We start from the raw sequence: 22,076 nt of genomic DNA, 5'->3' as shown, positions 1-22,076 counted from the left end.
CCCGCCGTCGTCAGGCGTCACCTGTATGTCGCCGTCCGATCACCATTGGTTACATCTGCCCTGTACGGCCTTCCTCGGGCAGGGGCGACCCCTTCACCCGCTCGTGCCGCCGCGCAGTCCGTCGATGACGACGCCGAGGATCGGCTCCAGCGGGTCTTCCCTTCTGCTCATGCAGGCCGACATCAGCGCCCTGACGTCCAGGTAGCCGACGTCGGCCCGTACGTCGCCCGCCTGCTGGGCGGCGGCGAGCAGGCTCTGCAGCCGGCCGCACAGGTCGGCGCCCGCGCGTTCGCCCAGGGCGTCCAGGCGACGGTCGGTCCCGGCAAGTTCGGCCAGCCCGCAGTCGGAGGCGCCCTCGCGTACCAGGGCGGTGAAGAGGGCGAAGAAGGCGGTGCCGGGGGCTTCGCGGCGGGCGATCTCGTCGGCTTCCTCGGTGAGCTTCACCAGCCGGCTGGACATGATCGCGGTGAGCAGGTCCTCCTTCGTGGGGAAGTGCCGGCTCACCGTGCCGGTCCCGACCCCGGCGCGGCGGGCGATCTCGTGGACCGGCACGGACAGCCCCTCGGTGGCGAACACCTCGGCCGCCACTTCCAGTACGCGTGCGCGGTTACGCCGCGCGTCGGCCCGCAACGCGCGTTCGTCCGTCATGGTTCGCACCTCTCCGTCGACAACCGGGACAGCCATCCCGTATAGTCCGGGAACAAGCGGGATGACCATCCCGATTCTAGGAGGTCTTCGCATGTCCGACCAACTCACCCTGGGGCTCATCGGCAGCGGGAACATCGGCGGAGCCCTCGCCAGGCTCGCCGTGGACGCCGGCCTGAACGTCGTCCTCAGCAACTCCCGAAGCCCGGAAACGCTCGCCGACCTGGTCGCGGACCTGGGACCACGGGCCCGCGCGGCCACCCCTTCAGAAGCGGCGGCCGCGGCGGACTGGGTCGTGGTCGCGGTGCCGCTGAAGCATCAGCGCCAGATCCCGGTGGCGCCCCTGGCCGGCAAGGTCGTGCTCGACGCGACCAACTACTATCCTGAACGCGACGGCTCGATCGCGGAGCTGGACGCCGAGCAGGTCACCACCAGCGAGCTGCTCCAGCGGCACCTGACCGGCAGCGAGGTCGTCAAGGCGTTCAACAACATCTGGGTGAACCACCTGGCCTCGCTGGCCCGCCCGTCCGGCGCGCCCGACCGTTCGGTGCTGCCGATCGCCGGTGACGCGCCGGACGCGAAGGCCGCCGCCACCCGGCTGATCGACCTGCTCGGCTACGACACCCTCGACACCGGACCGCTGGCCGGCAGCTGGCGCTTCCAGCGGGACACTCCGGCGTACGTCGGGCTGTACTTCAAGGATCAGCGGGAGATGACCGCGGAGGACCCCGGCGGGACGGTGACCGCCGACGAACTCCGCGCGGCGCTGGCGGCGGCCCGGCGGCAGAGCGCCTGAAAGGGGAGGAGACATGAGAGCCGTCCTGTACCGCGAGATCGGTGCTCCCTCCGTCCTGGAACTCGTCGAGCGTGACGTGCCGGAACCCGGGCCGGGCGAGGTGCGCGTCCGCGTCCACGTCTCCGGCGTCAACCCGACCGACTGGCGGGCCCGCTCCACCCCCGCCTGGCCGATGCCGTACCCCGAGGTGATCCCGCACCACGACGGCGGCGGCGTGATCGACGCGGTCGGTCCTGGTGTCGAGTCGTTCGCGCCCGGCGACCGGGTGTGGGTGACGCTGGCGGCCGGTGGTCACATGAGCGGCACCGCCCAGGAGTTCACCGTCCTGCCCGCGTCCCTGGTGCGAGCGTTGCCGGAGAACGCGTCGTTCGAGGTGGGCGCATCCCTCGGGGTGCCCGCGCTCACCGCGCACCGGGCGCTCACCGTCGCCGAGAACGGCCCGCGCCGCCTGGCCCCCAAGGCGCTGGACGGCACCACCGTGCTGGTGACCGGCGGCGCGGGCGCGGTCGGTCACGCCGCGATCCAGCTCGCCCGCTGGGCCGGCGCCACCGTGATCACCACGGTCAGCGGCCCGGAGAAGGCGGCGCTGGCCACCGCGGCCGGCGCGCACCACGTGGTCGACTACCGCGAGGGCGATCCGGCGGCGGAGATCCGCGCGGTGGCCGAGGACGGCGTGGACGTCGTCGTCGAGGTCGCCGTGGCCAGGAACATCGACCTCGACCTGGCCGTGCTCAAGAGCAACGGCACGATCGCGGTGTACGCCGACGACAGTCCCAAGGTGGAGCTGGACATCCTGCGGAACCTCAGGCTCAACACCCGGTTCCAGTTCTTCGTCCTCTTCGCCGACCTCGACCGGATGGCGGCCGCGGCCGACGACGTCACGGAGGCGGTGCGCGACGGCGCGATGGGGGTGGGCACGGAGCACGGACTCCCGATCATCCGCTTCCCCTTGGCCGAAACCGCCGCCGCGCACACCGCCGTCCAGGACCACGCCGTGGGCAAGGTGGTCGTCGACCCCACGGTGTGACGCCGGCCCCGGCCGGCTACGGCGTCGGGGTGAAGCGGGCGCGGAGGTCGGGGCGGAGGTAGGCGGCGGGGGAGGCGATCGAGAGGCCGCCGTCCACCGGGAGGGTGGCGCCGGTGATGAACGCGGCGGCGGGTGAGGCGAGGAAGGCGACCGCTTCGGCCACGTCCTGCGGGGTGCCGGTGCGGCCGATGGGGTAGCCGTCGGCGGCGTGTTCCAGGTCCTCGCCGCCGATCAGGCCGGGGGCGACGATGTTCGCCCTGATTCCGGCCGGTCCGTACTCCAGGGCGATCTGCCGCATCAGCGCGTCCAGGCCGCCCTTGGCCGCCGCGTACGCGGGCAGGCCGGGGGCGGACAGGAAGGAGTTGACCGAGCCGACCGCCACGACCGCCCGCGTCAGGTGCGGCAGGGCCGCGCGGCACAGGTGGAAGGCGGCGTCCAGGGTCGCTCCGATGGCGGTCCGCCACTGGTCGTCGGTGGTCCTGGTGATCGGGGCGACCGGCATCACGGCCGTGGCCAGCACCAGGACGTCGAGCCCGCCGAAGGCGTCCACGGCGGCGCGGACCACCCGGTCGGCCTGCTCCGGCGCGGACAGGTCGGCCACCTCGAAGCGGGTGTAGACGGGGGCGTCGCAAGGCTCCAGCCCGGTGCCGATGACCTGGTGGCCGTCGCGGGCCAGGGCCTCGGCGATGGCGAGCCCGATCGGCGAGTTGCCGCCGGCGAGGAGGGCGGTCATGCCCGCTCCGATCGCGGGGTGACCAGGGCGGTCATGCCATTCCGCCTCGGGCTGAGTACGGCGGTCATGCGGCTCCCAGCTCGGGCAGGGCGGTGAGGACCTCGTCCAGGGCGGTCAGGGTGCCGGGGTCGAGGGGCTTGGCGGGGGAACGGACGGTCGACGACTCGATCAGGCCGCGGCGGACGAGCACCTCCTTGTGCACCGCCCAGGCCAGGCCGGGCTGCATGCCGAAGCGGATCAGGGGGAGCAGCCTGGCGAAGGCGTCCTGACGGGGCTCCTTCAGGATCGGCGCGAGCAGGTCGGTGAACTCGCAGGCGGGCATCGTGCCGACGGCCCCCCGCGCGTACTCCTCCAGGCAGAACAGCGCGTTCTGGCCGCCGAACACCGCGAAGTCGCCGCCCACCTTGGCGGCGACCGCGCCGACCTTGGGCGCGGTCGGCGGGGCCTCGATCTTGACCGAGGTGACGCCGTCCAGCTTGCTCAGCTCCACGATCAGCGACTCGGGCATGGACACCCCGGTGGCGCCGGGCGCATCCTGGACCATCACGTCGATCCCCGCCCGCTCGGCCACGACGCCGTAGAAGTCGACGAGCTGCGCGCCGGACGGCTTGACCAGGTACGGCGGCAGCACCATCAGGGCGTCCGCGCCCCCTTCCGCCGCGGCCAGGGCCTGCTCCACCGCGGTCGCCGTGCTGGTCGAGCCGACCCCGGCGACCACCGGGCGGGATCCGGCCACCTGGCGCACCTCGGTCAGGATCCGGGCGCGCTCGGCCGTGGTGAGCGCGAAACCCTCGCTGGCCATGCCGAACACCGCGACGCCCTCGGCGCCGGCGGCGAACTGCCACTCGGTCAGCCGGCGCAGGCTCGGCACGTCCAGCTCGCCGGCCGCGGTGAACGGCGTGGCCAGGATCGGGATAAGTCCGGAAATGGGCACTTACGACTCCTCTTTCAGGGTGGTGATGTCGACCTCCACGCCCAGCCCGGGACCGGCGGGGAGGGGGAAGCCGCCGGCGCCGCCGGGCAGCGGCGCGGTGAGGATCGCGCCGGCCACCTCGCAGGTGGTGGGCTGGTACTCGAAGCAGGCGAGGTTCCCCAGGGCCGCGCTGACGTGCAGTCCCGCCGCGAGGGCGACGCCCAGCCCGGTCGAGTGGTGCGGCGCCACCGGCACGTGGTGCGCCGCGGCCAGCTCGGCGATGGACATCAGCTCGGTGATCCCGGTACGCCCGACGTCCGGCTGCGCCAGGCCCAGCGCGCGTCGCGACAGCCAGTGCGCGAACTCGTACCGGTTGCGCAGCATCTCGCCCACGGCGATCGGCAGCTCGGCCCGCCGCACCAGCTCCCGATGCCCCTCGACGTCCTCGGGCGCGAGCGGCGCCTCCAGGAACAGGGCCCCGCGCTCGGCCAGACCGCGCGCCAGCCGTACGGCGGAGGGCACGTCGTAGACCCAGTGGGCGTCGACCGCGACCTTGAGCCCGGAGGCGGCGACCGCGTCCACGGTGGCCAGGTCCTCCTCGACGCCGTGGCCGAGGTGCAGCTTGACCGAGGTCGCGCCCTTGGCGGCCCACTCCTCGGCCAGCGCGGCCCGTTCGGCGTCGGTCGGGCGGGGCAGGCCGCTCACGTACACGGGCACGTCGTCCGTGAACGCGCCGCCGAGCAGGGACGCGACGCTCAGCCCGGTGAGCTTGCCGGCCAGGTCCCACAGGGCGATGTCGACGGCCGCGAGGGCGTCGGCCTGGTGGCCGGTCAGGTGGCCGCGCTCGCGCATCAGGCCGGTCAGCCGCTCCCACAGCGGCCGGACCCGGGTCGGGTCCTGGCCGATCAGCGCGGGGGCGAGCAGCCTCTCGACGATGGCCGCCGGCACCTCGGGAGCGACCGGGGCCAGCGCCTCGCCCCAGCCCGTGGTGCCGTCGGCACAGGTGATCGAGACGAGGAGCGTCTCGAACCGGGCGGAGTAGAGACTGCGCCACGGCGGGCGCAGGAAGTAGCCCTCCTCCTGTGGCGGGGTGCCCAAGTAGGCGGCCTCGTGCCGGATTTTCACCGGGAAGCAGCGCACTTGACGGATTTGCGACATGTGCGCCACGATCCCACATAGTGCACGGCGATTGCAATGGAGACAGAATGGCTTCCGATCAGGGCAACAACCAGAGTGTAGAAAGGGCGATCTCCGTGCTCCGGGCGTTCCTGACCGGTCGCCCCGAGCTGCGCGTTTCGGACGTCGCGAAGGCCACCGGGCTGGGCACGTCCACCGCGTCCCGGCTGCTCGCCACGCTGGAGACGCTGGAGTTCGTCGAGCGCGACGAGGTGAGCGGCCTCTACCGGCTCGGCACCGCGCCGATCACGCTCGGCGGGGTGGCGCTCAACCAGCACCCGGTGCACCGCGAGGCTCGTCAGATCGCGCAGGACCTCGCCGCGGCCCTCGGCCTGGGCGTGAACGTGGCGATCAGGCAGGACGACTCGATGTTCTACCTGGCCAACTTCGAGGGCAGGCTGGCCCCGCGCTCCTTCGTGCTGACCGGCCAGCGCAAGCCGCTGTACGCCACCGGCATCGGCAAGTGCCTGCTGCTCGGTCTGTCCGCCGAGGAGCGCCGGGCGCTGCTGCCCGCGATGCCGCCGTTCACCCCGAGCACCATCACCGGCCACGACCGCCTGGACGAGGAGCTGGCCACCGTGCTCGGCCGCGGCTACGCGACCGAGATCGAGGAGCTGGCCTTCGGCCGCGCCTGCGTGGCCGCCCCGATCCGCGACCGGTCCGGCGCGATTGTGGCGGCGATCTCCATCTCCGGGCCGCTGTCGGCGATCGACCTGCCGGCCCGCGAGGCCGAGCTGGCCAGGACGGTCATCGAGACCGCCGACTCCGTCAGCATCGGCCTGGGCTACGTCGGGCCCGCCCACCTGCTGGGCAGCCGGACATGAGGAAGCTGACCAACGGGCAGTTCGCCTGGTTGCTGATGGCGCCGGGGGTGGCGCTGTTCCTCGCGATCATCGCCTACCCCCTGGTGTCCGCGCTGGTCACCGGCTTCTTCGAGCAGAGCCTGGTCCGTCCCGGCCGCACGTTCGTCGGTCTGGCGAACTTCGCCGACCTGCTCGGCGGCGACTTCTGGCCGGTGCTGCGCAACACCCTGGTCTTCACCATCGGCGCGAGCGTGATCCCGTTCGTGCTCGGGTACGTCCTGGCGCTGGCGCTCAACTCCGGGCTGCCCGGCTGGCTGCGGGGCGTGTTCCTGTTCCCCTGGGTGATCCCGGCCGTGGTCGTGTCCTTCCTGTGGCTGTGGATCTTCAACGCGAACTACGGCGTGCTGAACGGGCTGCTCGGGACGGAGATCAGCTGGCTCGGGCAGCCCGGCACGGCGATGGCCGCGGTGATCGTCACCAAGACGTGGTCCAGCTTCCCCTGGATGATGGTCATGCTGCTCGCGGGCCTGCAGACGATGCCGAAGGAGCTGCACGAGGCCGCCTCCGTGGACGGCGCGGGCACGATCCGCCGGTTCAGGTCGGTCACGGTGCCGCACATGAAGGGCATCGCCGGGATCGTCTTCCTGCTGGAGTTCATCTGGAACTTCCAGCACTTCGACACCATCTACGTGCTCACCGGCGGCGGCCCGGCCGGCGCCACCAAGACGTTCGCGGTGGCCGTCTACGACACGGCGTTCAAGGGGTTCGACCTGGGCCACGCCACCGCCCTGGGCGGGCTGTGGATGGTGCTGCTGCTCGTGCTCATGGTGTTCTACCTGCGCAAGGAGGCGTCATGACGGTGACACTGAGCGCGTCCGTGCCGACGACCAGCGCCAGGCGGAGAAAGCCGGTCAACCGCTCCCGCGTGGCGGCCTGGATCGCCGTCGCCGTCATCGGCCTGTTCGGCCTGGCCCCGGTCTACTGGCTGGTGGTCACCGCGCTCACCCCCGACGAGCGCGCCTTCAGCTTCCCGCCGTCGCTGATCCCGACGGAGATCACCTTCGACCACTTCGCCAAGCTGGCGGAGAACCAGCAGCTGTTCGGCTACCTGGTCAACAGCGTGATCGTGTCGGTGATCACGGCAGTCCTCAGCGTGATCGTGTCGGCGTACATGGCCTACGCCTTCGCCAAGTTCCGTTATCGCGGGCGCAGGTCGCTCATGCACCTCGTGCTCGCCTCGCAGCTCTTCCCGCAAGCGCTGCTCCTGGTCACCCTGTACGCCGTGTTCAGCGCCACCGGCCTGCTCGGCAGCTACACCGCGCTGATCCTGTCGTTCACCACGTTCACGCTGCCGCTGTGCGTGTGGATGCTGAAGGGCATCTTCGACACGGTGCCGTCCACGCTGATGGAGGCGGCCGCGATCGACGGCGCGTCCCGCTGGCGGACGCTGCACACGATCGCGCTGCCGCTCGCCGCGCCGGGGCTGATCGCCGCGGGCCTGTTCGCGTTCGTCCGCGCCTGGAACGACTTCATCTTCGCCCTCACCCTCGCCGACCCCGCGCGGCAGACGCTGCCGCCGGGGCTGGTGCACACCTACCTCGGGGAGTTCCAAACCGCCTGGCCAGACCTCATGGCCGCGTCGTTCGTCGTCTCGCTTCCTGTCATCGCCGCGTTCATGTTCCTGCAGCGATACCTGGTGGGCGGGCTCACGGCCGGCGCGGTCAAGGGATAGGAGACCCATGAACACACTCAACCGCCGGGACGCCCTGCGGCTGCTCGGCCTGTCGACCCTCGGGGTGACCGCGCTGGCGGCCTGCGCCCCCGACGCCTCAGGCGGTGCCCCCCAGGGCGACACCGCCGCCAAAGCCTTCGGCTTCACCTCCTGGTCGCTGAACGAGGAGGCGCAGAAGGCCGCGGTGCAGGCCATCGTGGACGGTTACGCCGGCAACGAGGGCGTCAAGATCACTACGGCGTCGTTCCCGTACAACGAGTACCTCAACCAGGTGACGCTGAAACTGCGCGGCGGGCAGCTCACGGGGGCAATCCAGCTCGACGTGGCCTGGCTGGGCGCCCTCGCCGCGATGGGCAAGCTGCGCGACCTCGCCGCGCCCGCCGCCAAGGGCGGCTACACGGAGGTGGCGCTGTCCAGCGGCCAGAGCGGCGGCAAGCAGCTCGGGCTGCCCTGGACGACCGGCTCGATCGGCCTCATCGCCAACACCGCGCTGCTGGAGAAGGCCGGGGTGGACGGCGTGCCCGCCACCGTGGCGGAGTTCGAGGCGGCTCTGCGCAAGGTGGCCGCGCTCGACGGCGTCATCCCGTACGCCGCCGCCACCAAGGCGGCCCAGCTCAAGGACATCCTGCCGTGGATGCGGACGTTCGGCAGCCCCCTGCTGGACGGCGACACGATCACGGTCGGGGACGAGCCGTCGGTGGCGGCCGTGGAGTGGTACAAGAAGCTCTACGACGCCAAGCTGATCGCGCCGGACGTGGACCGCTTCGACGCTCGCGCCCTGTTCGCCCAGGGCAAGGCCGCCTTCTACGACGACGCGATCATCGCGCGCGGCGTGGTGGCGAGCCAGGCGCCGGACAAGTCGCTGGCGGACAAGATGGCCCCGCTGTCGCGGCCCGTGCTGAAGGCCGGCGACTCGCCGCAGGCCCTGCTGTGGGGGCACGTGATCGCGGTGGTCGAGGGCGAGGGCGCCGACGCCGCCGCGGACTTCGCCGCGTACGCCACCTCCGACACCGCCACCGTCGCCCGCTTCTTCGAGCAGGTGAAGCTGCCGCCGACGACCACCGCCGGTCTGGCCGACCCCAAGGTCTCCGGCGACGCCTTCACCACCGAGTGGACCGAGAAGATCACCAAGACCGCGACCGCCAACCCCTTCTGGCGCTACGCCGGATATGCCCAGATCGAGACGGCCATCGCCGAACAGGTGCAGGCCGTGCTCGTCGGCGACTCCTCGGCGAAGGAGGCACTGGCGAAGGCCACCGAGACCGCCAAGGGCCTGCAGAAGTAGAAGACCGCCCGGCAGCGGGCGTGTTCCGTGGAACGGCATTTCCGCGGTCCCGCGTGCACCGGGCGGCCCCTGACACCCTCTGCCCGTCACGACAGTGGTGCACGGTCCATGCTCGCATGCGCCCGCCCTCGGGCGGGCCGCGAGCATGGACCCCTTCGGCGCGCTCCCGCGCGGCCTCGCACCAGCCGCGCCCATGCCCGAAACGACCCCCCATCGAGGACGACTCATGCGTCGCTTCCCGTCACTCATCCCTCTTGTCCTGTTCGCCTCGCTCGCCGCCGTGGCGCCCGTCGCACCGGCGCACGCCGCCTCCGGCCCGGCCACCTCCGGCCCGGCCACCTCCGGCCCGGCCACCTTCGGCTCGGTCACCTTCGGCTCGGTCACCTCCGGCTCCGTCACCGACACCCGCGACACCGTCGTCATCAGCGGCGACAGCTACCGCATGACCATTCAGAAGGCCGGCTTCCGGTACTCCTTCGCCCGGCGCGACGGCACCGTGATCGCCCCCGCCCACGCCGAGTCCGGCCTGCGTGTCGGCGACGCGGACGCCGTCACCACGAAACTCGCCGGCCGGGCGGGTGGCACGGCCGTGCTCGACGTCACCTTGGAGACCGGCGCGAAGGTGCGGGTGAAGGTCCAGCCGTCCGCCCGGCACGTGAAGATCACCGCCGATCGGGGCGCGGACTTCCGTACCGGATCCGTGGCGCCCGCGTACGGGCTCGGCGACTACGGCGCGCACGCCGACGGCCAGCCCGACCAGGGCACCCCGTGCAGCGGCCAGGTCGAGGCGCGCCGGACGACGGAGCTGACCGGCATCGTCCTGGACAACCTCACCAACGAGGGCAGCTGCAAGCGGTTCATCTCCACCTTCGTCGTCTTCCCCCGGCAGCGCTTCGCCGAGGTGCTCTTCGACGAGGGGCAGAAGCGGGTCGGCCTCACCACCTCGGAGAACCGGCTGGGCAGCGTCGAGCCCGCCCAGGGCCTGTACTACTTCGCCGCCCCCGACCTCAAGCGCATCTACGCCGACTACCGCGACGTACGGCACCGGCACGGCTACGCCGACGCCCGGCCGCGGCCCGAGCTGTTCGGGCTGGGCTGGGAGGCGTACGGGGCGCTGGCCTGGAACACCTACCAGTCGTCGGTGACCGAGACGGTCAAGGCGTTCAAGGAGCACGGCTACCCGCTCCGGTGGGGCGTGGTCGGCTCCGGATTCTGGCCGGGCCCGCGCGGCGACGCCTCCGAGGGGACCACGAACAGCTTCGGCATGTGGGACTCGACCCCCGAGCCGGGCCGCGACGACGGCCTGCCCAATCCGCGCTACCCCGACCCGGACGCACTGAAGAAGCTGTTCGCCGGCAACGGCATGGCCCTGCTGCTCGGCGCGCGGAACAACTTCAAGGTCTCGCCCAACGCCAACGACGGCCCGTTCACCGCCGAAGCCCTGGCCAAGGGCTACTTCCTGCCGGTCAAGGTGACCAAGTCGCAGTTCCCGCAGGGGGAGACGTACGTGCTGGACGCCGCGAACCCGAAGGCCGTGCGGTGGTACGTGACGCAGAACCGTAAATGGGGCGTGGACGGTGTCAAGGAGGACACCATGCTGTACGCGCCCAACCTGAACCGCGACGGCAACTGGAACGCCCTGCAGCAGGCGCTGCACGACGACGGCGACCTCGTGATCGTCCGCAACGCCGCGTACTCGGTGCCGGGCGACGTCGTGCGCATCAACGACACGATCTACGGCCGCGGCGAGGTCTTCCACGAGGACCCCGACCGGATCCCGGTGAACCTGCTCAACATCGCCGCCACCGGCCCCGGCAACCTCTCACCCGACATCGTCGGCGGCACGCCCAAGGCCTCGCTGACCGACCCGTCCTACCGGCGCTACTTCTGGCGCAACGCCCAGTTCGCCGCGCTGACGCCGGTCATGGCCTTCGGCAAGGGGCCGTGGGAGCTGGAGGATCCCGAGCTGGCCGCGTCGGTGCAGCGGATGGCGCTCTGGCACGACGCGCTGCACCCGTACATCTACGACGCGGTGCTCGACGGGTACGAGTCCGGCTTCCCGTACGCGATGACGCCGCTGCCCATCGCCTACCCCGACGCCGACCCCGGCGGGGCGGGCCACGAGTGGATGTTCGGCGAGTCGCTGCTGGCCGCGCCGCTGTTCGGACGCGACTTCGACACCGCGCAGACGCGGGACGTGTACCTGCCGGCGGGCAAGTGGATCGACTACGAGACCGGCGCGGTGTACCAGGGGCCGCGGACCCTGAAGGATTTCGCGATCGGGATGGACCGGCTGCCGGTGTTCGTGGGCGGCAAGGGCGTGCTGATCACGCGTACGGGTGCGGAGGTGTACCCGATCGCGCGCGGCTCGTCCTTCGACGCCCAGGGCACCAGGATCGTCAACGCGAACACCGGCTGGAACCCGGCCGAACTAGTCGTCACCGACACCAAGACCGGCCGCCGCGTCCCCTTCACCGTGCACCCCAAGACCGGCGCGATCCGCTTCCCGGTGGCCAAGGGACGGCAGTACGTGCTGTCGGGCGGAGGCACGTCGGCGCACCCGTTCCCGATCGAGACCGACGTCCCGGGGGCGCCCGCCGGGCTGTCCCACGAGGGCACGGCACTGTCGTGGACCCCGGTCGAGGGCGCCCGAGGCTACGTCGTCACCGGCGGCTGCACCTCGGCAGTGGCCGGCAGCACGACCGGAGCGACCACCCTCACCGTGGCTCCCGGCGTTTACCAGGTCGCGGCGATGAACGCGGCCGGCACCGGCCCCCTCTCGGAGTCCCACACCGTGCCGCCCCCCGTCTCCTCCGAGCCGGTCGTCGTGACCAACGAGGGCGGCCCGCCCACCTGCTCGGACACGCCGCCGTACCGGGAGACGGGAACCTGGTCCTCCAGCAGCCTCAAGGGCTTCGACGGCTCCGGCACCCGGTTCAGCGCGACCACCGGCTCGACCGCCACGTGGACGGCCCGCCTGCCGTCCGGCTCGTACGAGGTGGCCGTCTGGTACCCGGCGCACAGGGCCAGCACCACGCAGGCGACCTACCGGGTCGGCGAGCAGGAGACGGTGGTCGACCAGACCACTGGGGGCGGCGAGTGGCACCCGCTCGGCACCTGGCCCTTCGACGGCCTCGCCTCGGTGACCCTCTCCGTCACCACCCCCGGCAACCATCGCGCCGACGCCGTCCGCTTCACCCCCACCTCATGAAGCCCGTACGTCAGCCTGAGATCGTGCCATCGTCGCTCCTCACGTGACCGATCGCCACTGAGGCCGGCCGCCTCAGCGTCGAGACGCGCTGATGGAGGCCGAGGACAGCTCGACGCCGTCCCGCTCACTGACAATGAGCGGGACGCGGGCGAGGACGGTCAGGTGAAGAGAGCGTTCACGGCTCTGCTCACTTCCGCGAGCGGGAGCTTCTCGCGCTGGCGTTCGAAGGCGATCCACTTCTTGCCCTCCGCGGCCACTCCCTCCAGGACGTGCAGGGCGTTGCCGAGGCCCGCCGTGCCGAGGGTCAGCTGGGACGCGCCTTGCGGGTCTTTGTCCTCGGTCTCGGTGATGTCCGAAGGGGGATCGGTCACCTTCACCTTGATGGGATCGCCGTTGGTCAGGGTCAGCTCGAAGACGTTCTCTCCGCTGTCGGTCTCGGCCACCTGGACGGAGGTGAACGCGTCGTAGCGGTAGTTGGTGCGTGCCCGGCTGCGCGTGGTGGCCTTCTGAAAGTCGAGCTGCTGGGTCAGCTGCCGCACACCGTCCGTGGTGAGCAGGAAGAGCAGAATCTTGTATTTCGAATAGCGCCATGGCCCGTCCTCGACGCGTGCGCGGGAATAGGAGGGTGTGGCGGGGGCTTCGATGAAGGCGTGCGCAAGGACGTCCTGACGTTTCAACCGGTAGAGGGTCATCGCCTCCTCCATCAGCGCTTTGCGGTCGCACTCCAGCCAGCGGGCCATTTCGAGATCGTCCGGCCGGTCGGCCAGTTTCTTCTTCCACCGGTCGAACGCCGCCCGGCGGCCGGCCAGAATGCGATCCCGCTCCGCCTCATCCGCGGAATACCGTCTGTATTCCGCGGCGATGCGCAGCCAGAGGCGAGCCGCGGACCAGACCGAGGCCAGGGCCGGGACCGCGGCCAGCGACACGAGCAGGATTTCGACGTGCGCGCCGGCCCAGACGAGAAAAGCGCCTGCCGCGATCGCCGTGATCGAGGTGAGCACACACAGCACTTTCAGCAGGAAAGGAACACGCAGTTTCTTGCGGAAGTCCCACAGCGTGTCCGCCTGCCAGCGGCGCGCGACGTCGGCGACCATGTACCGGATGAGCCAGGCGACGCTCTTGGCGTTGACCGTGCTCTCCCGGTAGATGGTGACCACCTCGTCGCGCAGGGCACGGCGGACACCCACCGTCTCCGCGAGCCATTGGGCTCTGTCGGCGCCCCGTGGGGTGTAGCGCGCGAAATAGTGCTCGAACTGATGGTCGATCTTGCTCGCGAAACCGTCGCCGCGGGTGGTGGTGGCCGGCCGGAGCAGATAAGCGCGGTCTTTCGCGTGCCAACGCTGCTTCTTGTATCGCCATTCCACGCCGCTGCGCAGGCTCACGTAGCAGGCGGTCGCCAGGGTGAGCAGGGCGGACAGCGCCACCGTCCCGTCGTACTGCCACGCCATGGCTCCGATGTAGCCGACGGTCGCCACGGCCAGCGTGGTCGTCGCCGTGATCGCGGTCCGGACGCCGAGTCCGATGACGACGGGATCCGTGGGCAGTGCCCGTGCGCCGATGGGATCCGGCTGGAAGAACTTCCACGCCCGGCGCAGCCGGTCGTTCGCACAGCGGTCGGTTCTGGCCGCGTCGAAGGCCCGGGCCCAGAGGGCGTCCTCGGCGGAGCTGTCCAGGAACATCTCCATGTGCTGGAGGATGTCGTTGCGCTGCTCGTCGGTGAGTTTCTGGAACTCCTGCTCAAGGCCGACAACCCCGCCCTCCTGAGGACGGGACGTCAGCAGGCGGTCGACCAGCTTGATCGCGTCGGTCCACTCGTCGTCGTCCTTGACGGCACCGCGTACGCACCGCAACATGGCGATCTCGTCCCGCGGCACCTGCTGCAGAGTGCGCCCGCTGAGCAGGGCCAGCAGCAGGTAGAAGCATGAGTGGCCGTTGACGTAGTTGCGCAGGACCACGGCGTCACGGATGTGCTTGCGCGCTTCCTGAGCCATTCCCGCGCGCAGGGAGTTGAGCCCCGCCTGAAAGGTCTCCTCGGCCGAAACGGCGGCCGCGACCTGGTAGACGTTGACAGGTCCGTGGATGGCCTCCGCCTGGACGGCGACGTTCGCCGAATCTGTGGCGAGGTTGGTCGGACCGGAGGCGGAATCGTTCATAGAACGCTCCGTATGGCTGTGATGACGGCCGACACATGCGCCGCCAGCTCCGCCACGTCCGCCAGCAGCCCGCGGAGCTTCTTCAGCGCGATCATCGCCTTGCCCCTGCCCGCCTCTGTCTTCTCGGACAGCGACTCGGCGGCGACGGCGATCTCGTCCTGCGCCGCGATGAACGTGTCCTCGTCCACGTCCTGGGCCTTACGCGCTCTGGCGAGCCGGTCGCGCAGCTCGGCGAGCTGCGCGACCGGATCGGCTGCCTGACTCTGCGGCGGGTGGCCGACGGTGACGTTGCCGAAGATGTGCCCCGCCTGTACACCCACCTGGGCGTTGTCGCGGGCGACGTTCTTCACGTTGTCGGACATGCTGTTCGCCTCTCTCGCCTTGCTCGCCGGACGGTTCTTGTGCTCCACGATCAGTTCCTGGGCGAGGGCCATGGCGAAGGCGGCGGCGTTGGACGCCGCCCTCGGCTGCCAGTTCAGGCCATCGGTCGCGGTCTTGTCGCCGTCCGCGCGGTCGCTGATCCCGCGTACCACGGCCATGGGGAGTGATCGATTGTGGTGGGCGGCCTGTGCCACGCCCGCTGATTCCATCTCGATCGCGAGCGCGTCGTTGTAGGTCTGGCGCACCCACTGTGCGTGCGCGGAGATCGTGGAGTCCTGTACGACCTCGCCCGCCGCGATCGGGCCGAAGCGGAGCGCGGGCACGGCCGCACCGTCGGGCAGGCGGCGGGTCCAGGTCTCAGCCCGGTAGAGATGGCGGGCGATCTGGTCGGTCTCGTGGTCGATCTCCCAGACGCGAGGACGGGCCTTGAAGCCGCTGTCCTCGCTGGTGCCGCCGTGGTAGGCGTACACGTGCGTAGCGACCACCACGTCGCCCAGGTCGATGCCGGGCCACAGGGCCCCCGCGACTCCCACGAACAGCAGCGCCGACGGCGAGAACTCGGCGATCGCCCGCTCGGTGATCACCGCCGCCGGATGATTGCCCTTGCCGACCAGCCCCAGGGCCAGCTGCTGCCCGTCGCCGGCGAGGCAGCCCAGCTCGAAGCGGGTGCCCGCAGCGTGACGGTGCACGCGCAGGTCCGTCAGATGGCTGCGGACGGCCTGATACTCCAGGTCCAGCGCGGAGAGAATCACGATCATGACCATCGACCTCCTAAGGCCGAGTCATCGGGGGAGTGAGGACGTGGACCGGACCCGCCTTGAAGAGCCGGGCGGGCCGCCCGTTCGAGGGCTTGCGCATCGGGCCGACGGCGACGATGAAGCCGCGGGCACCCTGTACTTTGCGGTAGAAGTTGCGGGGATCGAGGCGGACGCCCCAGACGGCCTCGTACACCTGCTGGAGCTCCGAGATGGTGAAGGACTCGGCGCAGAACGCGGTCGCCAAGGCGGTGTGCTCGAGCTTGGCCCGGGCGCGCTCGACCCCGTCGACGATGATGCGGCGATGGTCGAAGGCCAGCTCGGCGCCCGGAGCCAGGATGTCGTCCACCGGGGTCCAGGAGGCATGGACGGCGTCGGTGCCGGCGACCGGCTCCGGCAGGCGAGGCGCGATGGCCAGGTGGGCGACGGACACGACGCGTCCGCGCGGGTCGCGGCCCGGTTCGCCGTACACGCCCAAGGGCTCCAGGTGCACGCCGGACAGCCCGGCCTCCTCGGCCAGCTCGCGCCTCGCCGCCGCCTCGATGTCCTCGTGCTCGTCGGCCAGAAATCCGCCCGGAAGGGCGGGGGCGCCCCGGAACGGGTCGATGCCGCGGTTCACGAGCAGCACGTGCAGGCGGGCCGCACGCAGGGTCAGGATCACCAGGTCGACCGCGAGCAGGATGCGGGGCGGCTGCCAAGGGTCGTCGGGCATGAACACACCCTAACTTTTTGTCAGTTCGACAGGAACCTCTCCGTTCGGCCACGATCGGGTACCGGAGCATGTCGGTTTCGTCGAATGGCGGGCGGCGTCCTGTCGAACGTCATGAGACTTGGCCGGATGTCGGCCCGCCTTCGGAGAAGATCAATGTCACATCCGGCATGGTGCGTACTCGCAGGACCTCTGATCGCGTTACTCGTGCTGACCGGGTGCGCGAAGACGGATGAGCCCGGAGTGCCGAAGGCCGCCGGAGCGGGTGCGACACTCGAGGAGCACATCACCCGGACCTTCGAGGGAGCTCAGGCCAAGGACGTCAGGCTGCGAGGGCCCGCGCAGCGTACCCGGCATGATCTCGCCAGCGAGGAGTTCAGGACACATATCGTGCTGTCGTCACCGGCTGAGCACGTCATGGTCATCCGTGGCGAGACGGACTGCCTTCCCGGCTGAGTACGGCGAATCGCGGGGACGGCGGTCAGTCGCGTACCCAGAAGGAGGGCGGGAGGGCTTCGAGTTCGGTCACGGCCTGTTCGAGGTTGGCGGCGAACGGCAGGAGTGCTCTGTGGGACGGCTCGCCGCCGGCGGCGAGGCGGCGGATGACCTCGGCGTTCCTGAGTGCCCGGTCGGCCACCTCCAGGCCGAACGTCGAACGGTCGCCCTCGTAGCCGTAGGCGTCGAGGAGCAGGTGCAGGCGTCGGTGCCGGTCGTCGAAGGCGGTGAAGCCCTGCGCGGTGACGACGTGCCGGGCGTGCAGCGGGACCCAGGTCAACGCGCAGTACGCCAGATCACGCTCTCGCGGGAACGGGCCGGCGGTGTCCCAGTCGACGAAGCCGACCAGGTCGTCGCCCTGCCACACCGCGTTGTAGGGCGAGGCGTCGTTGTGCGTGATGACCAGTCCCGGCTGCCACGGCCGGGCGACGAACCAGACCGCGTCGGGCTCGGGCACGAACGACGCCGTCGCGTCGTGCAGGCGCCTCAGCCAGGCCCCGACCTGCGTGAGCGCGCGGTCCGTCCACGGCCAGGCGGGCCAGGGGTGCTGCTCGCCGATCGTGTCGCCGTGCAGGTACGTCAGCACCTCGCGCCCCTGCTCGTCGAAGCCGAGCACCCGCGGCGCCCCCTCGAACCCGACCTTCTCCAGATGCGCCAGCACGGTGTGCACGCTGCGGGTCCACGGGTTGGCGGTCCGGTGGACGGTCTCACCGATGCGTACTGCGCCGACATGCCTGCCGCCCGTCAGGGGCTGCTCGTCCATGACACTGTTTGTACGCCTGGGCCGCCGGTCGCGGCATCTGGTTTTCGGCGGCCGGATCTTATGTGTCGGAGCTGCGGAGGGGTGGAGGTGCCGGTCTCCGGTCAGCGGCGGCCTCTGCCCTTGCCCTTGCCGGGGTGGCCGGCGCTGTGTCCGGGTGGGACCTGGTCGCGGGACGTGGTCGCCTTCTTGGCCTGGCCCGGCGGCACCCAGATGTCGGCCGAGGAGGTCGCGCGCCCGGCCGTCGTCGAGCGGCGCTGGGTCGAGGGCTGCTGATCTTGCGATGTTCTGGGGCGAGACGTTGTCGTCGCAACCGTGGTGGGCTCGGACGACGGTCGTGACGGCTGCGACGTCGTCGGTGTCGCCGCGGGCGTGGTGGCGCTGGAGGCCGTGGGGGAGGGGGTGGGGGTGGGCGTGGTGAGCGCGGCCTGGAGTCGGTCGGTGGGTTGTGGTGCGGCTGGGAGCGGATCGGACGGGGCCTCGGGCCAGAAGCTGGCGGCCAGTACGCCGACGGTCAGCGCGGCCGCCACGACCACGTGCCGTACGTGGGCGCGTCGCTCCCGCCCGCGCGGCGACGGCGGATCGGGCGCATCGGCTGCCGGTACGGCGGCGAGCAGGGATCCGGGCGTGGCTGGAGGCGTGGAGTCGAACCCGGTCAAGGGCACGACAGCCGGGCTGGAGCCGGCATCGGCTGAAGGCGAAGGCACGGCGGCGGGAACGGCGGCGGGCACAGCGGTAGTGGGTACGGCTGAAGGTGCGGCGGCCGGTGCCACGTCCCCGGTCTGCGGCAGGTAGTCGGTGGGCGGGGCGCAGATCCGCTCCAGCTGCCGGCGGGCCGCACGGGTGTCGATGCGCTGCTCCGGATCCTTGGCCAGCAGGTTCGCGAGCAGGGGCGCCAGCGGTCCCGCGCGCTCGAACGGAGCCGGTTCGGCGGTCAGTACGGCGCTGATCGTGGCCAGCACCCCGACCTGGCCGAAGGGGCAGCGTCCCTCCACCGCCGTGTACAAGGTCACGCCCAGCGACCACAGGTCGGTCTGCGGTGTGGGCGGGCCGCCGCGGGCGCGTTCGGGAGCGATGAAGGCGGGCGTGCCGACCACGATGCCCACCCCGGTGAGGTCCACCGGCCGCTCCACGCTGGTGGCCAGGCCGAAGTCGGTGAGGACGGCGTGACTCTCGCCGGCGTCCAGCAGGATGTTGGCGGGTTTGACGTCGCGGTGCACGACCCCGGCGGCGTGCGCGGCCTGTAAGGCGTCCAGCACCTGCAGCCCGATCCTGGCGACCGCGACGGGCGGCAGCGGCCCGCGCTTGGCCAGCACACCGGCCAGGGTGGGGGCCGAGACCAGCTGGAGCACGATCCACGGCCGTTCGTCGGCCTCCACCACGTCGTAGACGGTGGCGATGTTCGGATGGGAGAGCCGGGCGGCCAGCCGGGCCTCGGTCATGGTGCGGCTGAGCAGCATCTCGCGTTCGGACTGCGGCCGCTCGTCGAGGGTGACCTCCTTGATCGCGACCGGGCGGTCCAGTATCTCGTCATGGCCGCGCCAGACCCGGCCCATGCCGCCGCGTCCCAACTCGGCCTGGAGCCGGTATCGTCCGGCCAGGAGCCAGCCTTCACACCGCGAAACCGACATAGCGTCCGGCCTACCCGATCATTGGATGCTCATGCAACCTCTACCGGCGAAGAGGCTGAAGGCCGGGAACGACGGCCATAGAGGCGATGGCGTGCGGCCGCCGGGGTTGCCGCCAGCCCGATTGCCCGGCCGCCGCACCCGTCCTCTTCCCTCCTGCGGATCTTGCCGGGGAAAGCGCCTGGTCAGAGCAGAGGCGCAGTTTCGGCGTGTTCCGAGGCCCTGACGATGCGGGCAGTATGGATCACGCGGGCGCCGACGCGGCCCCGAGACGCCACCGTTCACCGAGCCTCGACACAGGCGCCACCTCAGGGAGCATCCATGTCCACGCTGGTGTTGGTCCACGGTTTCTGGCACGGCTCCTGGTGCTGGAGCGAAGTCGTCCCCCATGTCGTGGCGGCCGGGCGGCCGGCCGTGGCGGTGGACATGGCGGGGCACGGGTTGTCCGCCCGCCGTCCCCGATGGTTCACCGAGCAGCCGTACGACCCGGAGGCGGTCGGCACCGAGGTCTCACCCGTGGCGGACGTGAGCCTCGACGACGCGGCCGAGTCGCTGACCGCGCGGCTCAAGCGGATCGGCGGCGGTGAGCCGGTGACGGTGGTGGCCCACAGCGCGGCCGGCCCGGTGCTGACGCGAATCGCTCAGCGGACGCCGGAACTGGTGGCGCACGCGGTGTACCTCACCGCGTACATGCCGGCCTCGGACGTGCCCGCGGTGGCGTACACGCAGATTCCCGAGGCCGCCGACAGCCTGGTCGTGCCGCTGTTGCGCGGGGATCCGGCCAGGATCGGCGCGCTGCGGCTCGACTTCGCCACCGGCGACCCGGCCTACCGGCGGCAGGTGCGCGAGGCGTTCTACAGTGACGTCGACCCGGCCCTCGCCGAGGCCGCCGCCGGCCTGCTGACGCCCGACAGCCCGGTCGGCATCATGCTGGGCACCACCACCCTGACGCACGATGGCTGGGGGTCGGTGCGGCGCACGTACATCGTCTGCACACGCGACCTGGCCCTCCTGCCGGACGTGCAGACGAGGTTCATCGCCGAGGCCGACGCGGCGTTTCCCGACAATCCGACCTCGGTCGTCACGCTCGACGCCTCCCACTCGCCCTTCCTCTCCATGCCCGGCGAACTGGCCGGCGTCCTCACCGCGCTCGGCTGACGGAGGGTGACGGGCGGCTGGAAGGCGTCTAGCGCAGGGCGCGGTGGAGCTGGGTCATGGTGCTCTGGACGCGGCTCCTGTTGCCGACCACGATGTACGTCTCGTAGGAGACCTTCTCGCCCTTGTCCATGGCCCCGCTGGGCGCGGTGACCTGGATGGTGTTCTCGCCGAAGTGGGCGTTGTAGTCCATCGGCGGGCGGGTCATCGTGTAGTAGTAGGCCTTGCCGAGCACGTCGGGCCGGACGTACATGCCGAGGCAGTAGTCGCCGTCGGGGGTACACCGGACCATGGGGTCCTTGCTGGTGTGGGAGTCGGCGGGCCTGGGCGACAGGCGGCCGGTGGTGAGGCCGTAGGAGAAGACCTTGGTGAAGTCCGGCTGCAGGTAGGCGACGAAGACGCCGTCGAAGTGGTCGTGCCGTTCGTCCTCCGAGGTGATCGTGGCGGCGGTGCGGAAGACGTTCTCCAGCTTGGGCACGTCGTGGTCGGGGGCGAGCTCGATCGAGGTCTGCAGCCAGTACGGCGACAGGCCCATGGTGAACGGCACCCGCTCGGGCTGGTGGTCGGCGGCGCGGCAGTCACCCCAGCCCGGCTTCGGGTCGTCGAGGGTGACGAAGAACGCGGGCCTGCCCGCCGTGCGGATGGAGCTGCCCGACTTGGCCATGGTGTAGAGCGCGCTGGTGCTGGGACCGTGGTACGGCGGCGGCATGCGGTTGTCGTCCTTGCTGGCGCCGGCCTGCGTGGGGTTGTAGCACTCGCTGGGCGACTCGCCCTGGTTCCAGGCGTGGAAGGCGTACTGGAAGGCGGCGCCGTGGCCGCCGCTGGTGATGAACTCCTTGTCGTTCACCTTGACCGACGCGATCGAGCCGGCCAGCGCCGTGGACGTCGTGACCGACAGCTTGTTGCGCTTGTCGACCAGGGTGGACACCGTGACGTCCTGGAACGTCCGGTCGTAGTTCTTCTTCGTGGCGCATTCGGACTTGTACGTGAGCACGAAGTCGTTGTAGCCGGCGCTGCCGCGCGCCGGAGCCTCGCACGAGACCGGCGCGGCCGTCGCCGTCACGGGAGTGGCCACGGCCGTCACGACCGTGGCCGCGGCCAGTAAGGCGCCCTGTCGGAGAGATCTCATAGGCGCATCCAAGCGGGACCAGGCGGTGCGGCACGATCTCTTCGAAAAAACGGTAAATGTTCGGGGCGGCCGGTTCGGCAGGTGCGGTTCCCCGAGGGGGAGGCGAGGTCGCCCCGCGAAACGTATGCGCGATTCATGCAAGATCCGCACAGGCTGTGTAGCCTGGCCGGTCGTTGGAAGGCCAGGTACGTCGGCATGGCCCCTGAAATCGGGTCAACTACCGCAATCCCGCCAGCGGAGGCGATCGTGCACTTCAGGATTCTCGGACCGCTGAGCGTGGAACACGGCGGAGACGAGATCCACCTCGGAGGCAGCCTCAATCGAGTCGTCCTGGCGGCTCTGCTGCTCGACGCCGGCCGGATCGTGCCCATCAGCAGGCGGCGGCCGAGATCGTCCGCCTCTGCGGCACCTACCGCTGGCCACGTCCCCCACCTGGTCGCCGCGCCCGAAGGGGGCGCGCCGGCCAGGATCCGTCGGACTCGCCGCCGACCTGGTCAGGGGCGCCGCCCGGGAACTGGCCGAAGCCCGGCACGCGTTCCGCGCCCTGGCGCGAAGGACCGCGGAGGGCAACGTCCGCTACCACCTGGCCG

Annotated in this window: 19 protein-coding genes; 9 read left to right on the top strand and 10 right to left on the bottom strand. The window is 71.0% G+C overall.

The window, feature by feature from the left end; all coding sequences use genetic code 11:
* Positions 1-93: 93 nt before the first annotated feature.
* On the bottom strand, positions 94-648 hold the full coding sequence (locus B0I32_RS14605) for a TetR/AcrR family transcriptional regulator (RefSeq protein WP_106238987.1): 555 nt from the start codon (positions 646-648) through the stop codon (positions 94-96).
* Positions 649-739: 91 nt separating this feature from the next.
* On the opposite strand from B0I32_RS14605, the gene B0I32_RS14600 reads away from it, so the two are divergent.
* Together B0I32_RS14600 and B0I32_RS14595 are read left to right on the top strand one after the other, a co-directional pair.
* The gene (locus B0I32_RS14600; RefSeq protein WP_106238986.1) at positions 740-1,441 is read left to right on the top strand and encodes an NADPH-dependent F420 reductase; all 702 of its coding nucleotides are present in this window, start codon (positions 740-742) and stop codon (positions 1,439-1,441) included.
* Between the two features lie 13 nt (positions 1,442-1,454).
* The gene (locus B0I32_RS14595; RefSeq protein ID WP_106238984.1) at positions 1,455-2,468 is read left to right on the top strand and encodes an NADPH:quinone reductase; all 1,014 of its coding nucleotides are present in this window, start codon (positions 1,455-1,457) and stop codon (positions 2,466-2,468) included.
* A gap of 16 nt (positions 2,469-2,484) precedes the next feature.
* On the opposite strand, the gene B0I32_RS14590 is transcribed toward B0I32_RS14595, so the two are convergent.
* The 3 genes from B0I32_RS14590 to B0I32_RS14580 all read right to left on the bottom strand — a co-directional run bounded on the left by B0I32_RS14590 (position 2,485) and on the right by B0I32_RS14580 (position 5,272).
* Positions 2,485-3,201 (bottom strand): SDR family NAD(P)-dependent oxidoreductase, encoded by a 717-nt coding sequence (locus tag B0I32_RS14590; protein ID WP_106238983.1) that lies wholly within the window; start codon positions 3,199-3,201, stop codon positions 2,485-2,487.
* Between the two features lie 64 nt (positions 3,202-3,265).
* Positions 3,266-4,135 carry a dihydrodipicolinate synthase family protein gene (locus B0I32_RS14585; RefSeq protein WP_106238981.1) on the bottom strand — a complete coding sequence of 290 codons (870 nt, stop codon included), beginning with the start codon at positions 4,133-4,135 and terminating at the stop codon, positions 3,266-3,268.
* Positions 4,136-5,272, bottom strand: a complete 1,137-nt coding sequence (locus tag B0I32_RS14580) for a mandelate racemase/muconate lactonizing enzyme family protein (protein ID WP_106238980.1) — start codon at positions 5,270-5,272, stop codon at positions 4,136-4,138.
* A gap of 47 nt (positions 5,273-5,319) precedes the next feature.
* Here B0I32_RS14580 and B0I32_RS14575 point away from each other — a divergent pair, with 47 nt between their 5' ends.
* The 5 genes from B0I32_RS14575 (at position 5,320) to B0I32_RS14555 (ending at position 12,321) form a co-directional block, all read left to right on the top strand.
* Positions 5,320-6,114: an IclR family transcriptional regulator gene (locus B0I32_RS14575; RefSeq protein ID WP_106238978.1), complete on the top strand. Its 795-nt coding sequence runs from the start codon at positions 5,320-5,322 to the stop codon at positions 6,112-6,114.
* Entirely contained in the window at positions 6,111-6,950 is an 840-nt protein-coding gene (locus B0I32_RS14570) for a carbohydrate ABC transporter permease (RefSeq protein ID WP_106238977.1), read from the top strand. The genes B0I32_RS14575 and B0I32_RS14570 overlap by 4 nt, the downstream gene beginning before the upstream one ends.
* On the top strand, positions 6,947-7,825 hold the full coding sequence (locus tag B0I32_RS14565; protein ID WP_106238975.1) for a carbohydrate ABC transporter permease: 879 nt from the start codon (positions 6,947-6,949) through the stop codon (positions 7,823-7,825). The genes B0I32_RS14570 and B0I32_RS14565 overlap by 4 nt, the downstream gene beginning before the upstream one ends.
* A 7-nt stretch (positions 7,826-7,832) precedes the next feature.
* Complete coding sequence (locus tag B0I32_RS14560) at positions 7,833-9,110, top strand: ABC transporter substrate-binding protein (protein WP_106238973.1); 1,278 nt, start codon at positions 7,833-7,835, stop codon at positions 9,108-9,110.
* Positions 9,111-9,336: 226 nt separating this feature from the next.
* Positions 9,337-12,321 (top strand): golvesin C-terminal-like domain-containing protein, encoded by a 2,985-nt coding sequence (locus B0I32_RS14555; protein ID WP_219911789.1) that lies wholly within the window; start codon positions 9,337-9,339, stop codon positions 12,319-12,321.
* Positions 12,322-12,479: 158 nt separating this feature from the next.
* Here the strand turns inward: B0I32_RS14555 and B0I32_RS14550 are convergent, their stop codons facing one another.
* From B0I32_RS14550 to B0I32_RS14540, 3 genes are read right to left on the bottom strand one after another with little or no spacing between them, the layout of a single operon-like run.
* Positions 12,480-14,474 (bottom strand): hypothetical protein, encoded by a 1,995-nt coding sequence (locus tag B0I32_RS14550; RefSeq protein WP_106238972.1) that lies wholly within the window; start codon positions 14,472-14,474, stop codon positions 12,480-12,482.
* Entirely contained in the window at positions 14,471-15,613 is a 1,143-nt protein-coding gene (locus B0I32_RS14545) for a 5'-methylthioadenosine/S-adenosylhomocysteine nucleosidase family protein (RefSeq protein WP_245955826.1), read from the bottom strand. Before B0I32_RS14545 ends, B0I32_RS14550 begins: the two co-directional genes overlap by 4 nt.
* A gap of 13 nt (positions 15,614-15,626) precedes the next feature.
* Entirely contained in the window at positions 15,627-16,322 is a 696-nt protein-coding gene (locus B0I32_RS14540; protein WP_106239215.1) for an NUDIX hydrolase, read from the bottom strand.
* A 240-nt stretch (positions 16,323-16,562) separates the two neighbouring features.
* Here B0I32_RS14540 and B0I32_RS14535 point away from each other — a divergent pair, with 240 nt between their 5' ends.
* Positions 16,563-16,775, top strand: coding sequence for a hypothetical protein (locus B0I32_RS14535; protein ID WP_106238969.1), 213 nt, complete (start codon positions 16,563-16,565; stop codon positions 16,773-16,775).
* A gap of 25 nt (positions 16,776-16,800) precedes the next feature.
* Here the strand turns inward: B0I32_RS14535 and B0I32_RS14530 are convergent, their stop codons facing one another.
* Together B0I32_RS14530 and B0I32_RS14525 are read right to left on the bottom strand one after the other, a co-directional pair.
* A complete protein-coding gene (locus B0I32_RS14530; protein WP_106238967.1) occupies positions 16,801-17,577 on the bottom strand; it encodes a phosphotransferase in 777 nt (258 codons plus the stop codon).
* Positions 17,578-17,678: 101 nt separating this feature from the next.
* Positions 17,679-19,205, bottom strand: coding sequence for a serine/threonine-protein kinase (locus B0I32_RS14525; RefSeq protein ID WP_106238966.1), 1,527 nt, complete (start codon positions 19,203-19,205; stop codon positions 17,679-17,681).
* 318 nt (positions 19,206-19,523) lie between these two features.
* Here B0I32_RS14525 and B0I32_RS14520 point away from each other — a divergent pair, with 318 nt between their 5' ends.
* Positions 19,524-20,360: an alpha/beta hydrolase gene (locus B0I32_RS14520; RefSeq protein ID WP_106238964.1), complete on the top strand. Its 837-nt coding sequence runs from the start codon at positions 19,524-19,526 to the stop codon at positions 20,358-20,360.
* Between the two features lie 28 nt (positions 20,361-20,388).
* Here the strand turns inward: B0I32_RS14520 and B0I32_RS14515 are convergent, their stop codons facing one another.
* Positions 20,389-21,486, bottom strand: coding sequence for a hypothetical protein (locus B0I32_RS14515; protein ID WP_106238963.1), 1,098 nt, complete (start codon positions 21,484-21,486; stop codon positions 20,389-20,391).
* Positions 21,487-22,076: the final 590 nt, after the last annotated feature.

This window comes from Nonomuraea fuscirosea (assembly GCF_003001935.1).
In the GTDB taxonomy this organism is placed as follows: Bacteria; Actinomycetota; Actinomycetes; order Streptosporangiales; family Streptosporangiaceae; genus Nonomuraea; species Nonomuraea fuscirosea.
Note: the sequence above shows the minus strand (reverse complement) of the source record. Positions and strands in the feature narration are given on the sequence as shown.

Bases quoted from the DNA above. Each gene is read 5' to 3' on its own strand.
- B0I32_RS14600 (WP_106238986.1), top strand. From the start codon at position 740: ATGTCCGACCAACTCACCCTGGGGCTCATCGGCAGCGGGAACATCGGC.
- B0I32_RS14575 (WP_106238978.1), top strand. From the start codon at position 5,320: ATGGCTTCCGATCAGGGCAACAACCAGAGTGTAGAAAGGGCGATCTCC.
- B0I32_RS14555 (WP_219911789.1), top strand. From the start codon at position 9,337: ATGCGTCGCTTCCCGTCACTCATCCCTCTTGTCCTGTTCGCCTCGCTC.
- B0I32_RS14550 (WP_106238972.1), bottom strand. From the start codon at position 14,474: ATGAACGATTCCGCCTCCGGTCCGACCAACCTCGCCACAGATTCGGCG.
- B0I32_RS14590 (WP_106238983.1), bottom strand. From the start codon at position 3,201: ATGACCGCCCTCCTCGCCGGCGGCAACTCGCCGATCGGGCTCGCCATC.
- B0I32_RS14595 (WP_106238984.1), top strand. From the start codon at position 1,455: ATGAGAGCCGTCCTGTACCGCGAGATCGGTGCTCCCTCCGTCCTGGAA.
- B0I32_RS14520 (WP_106238964.1), top strand. From the start codon at position 19,524: ATGTCCACGCTGGTGTTGGTCCACGGTTTCTGGCACGGCTCCTGGTGC.
- B0I32_RS14565 (WP_106238975.1), top strand. From the start codon at position 6,947: ATGACGGTGACACTGAGCGCGTCCGTGCCGACGACCAGCGCCAGGCGG.
- B0I32_RS14580 (WP_106238980.1), bottom strand. From the start codon at position 5,272: ATGTCGCAAATCCGTCAAGTGCGCTGCTTCCCGGTGAAAATCCGGCAC.
- B0I32_RS14605 (WP_106238987.1), bottom strand. From the start codon at position 648: ATGACGGACGAACGCGCGTTGCGGGCCGACGCGCGGCGTAACCGCGCA.
- B0I32_RS14525 (WP_106238966.1), bottom strand. From the start codon at position 19,205: ATGTCGGTTTCGCGGTGTGAAGGCTGGCTCCTGGCCGGACGATACCGG.
- B0I32_RS14570 (WP_106238977.1), top strand. From the start codon at position 6,111: ATGAGGAAGCTGACCAACGGGCAGTTCGCCTGGTTGCTGATGGCGCCG.
- B0I32_RS14560 (WP_106238973.1), top strand. From the start codon at position 7,833: ATGAACACACTCAACCGCCGGGACGCCCTGCGGCTGCTCGGCCTGTCG.
- B0I32_RS14540 (WP_106239215.1), bottom strand. From the start codon at position 16,322: ATGCCCGACGACCCTTGGCAGCCGCCCCGCATCCTGCTCGCGGTCGAC.
- B0I32_RS14545 (WP_245955826.1), bottom strand. From the start codon at position 15,613: ATGATCGTGATTCTCTCCGCGCTGGACCTGGAGTATCAGGCCGTCCGC.
- B0I32_RS14530 (WP_106238967.1), bottom strand. From the start codon at position 17,577: ATGGACGAGCAGCCCCTGACGGGCGGCAGGCATGTCGGCGCAGTACGC.
- B0I32_RS14515 (WP_106238963.1), bottom strand. From the start codon at position 21,486: ATGAGATCTCTCCGACAGGGCGCCTTACTGGCCGCGGCCACGGTCGTG.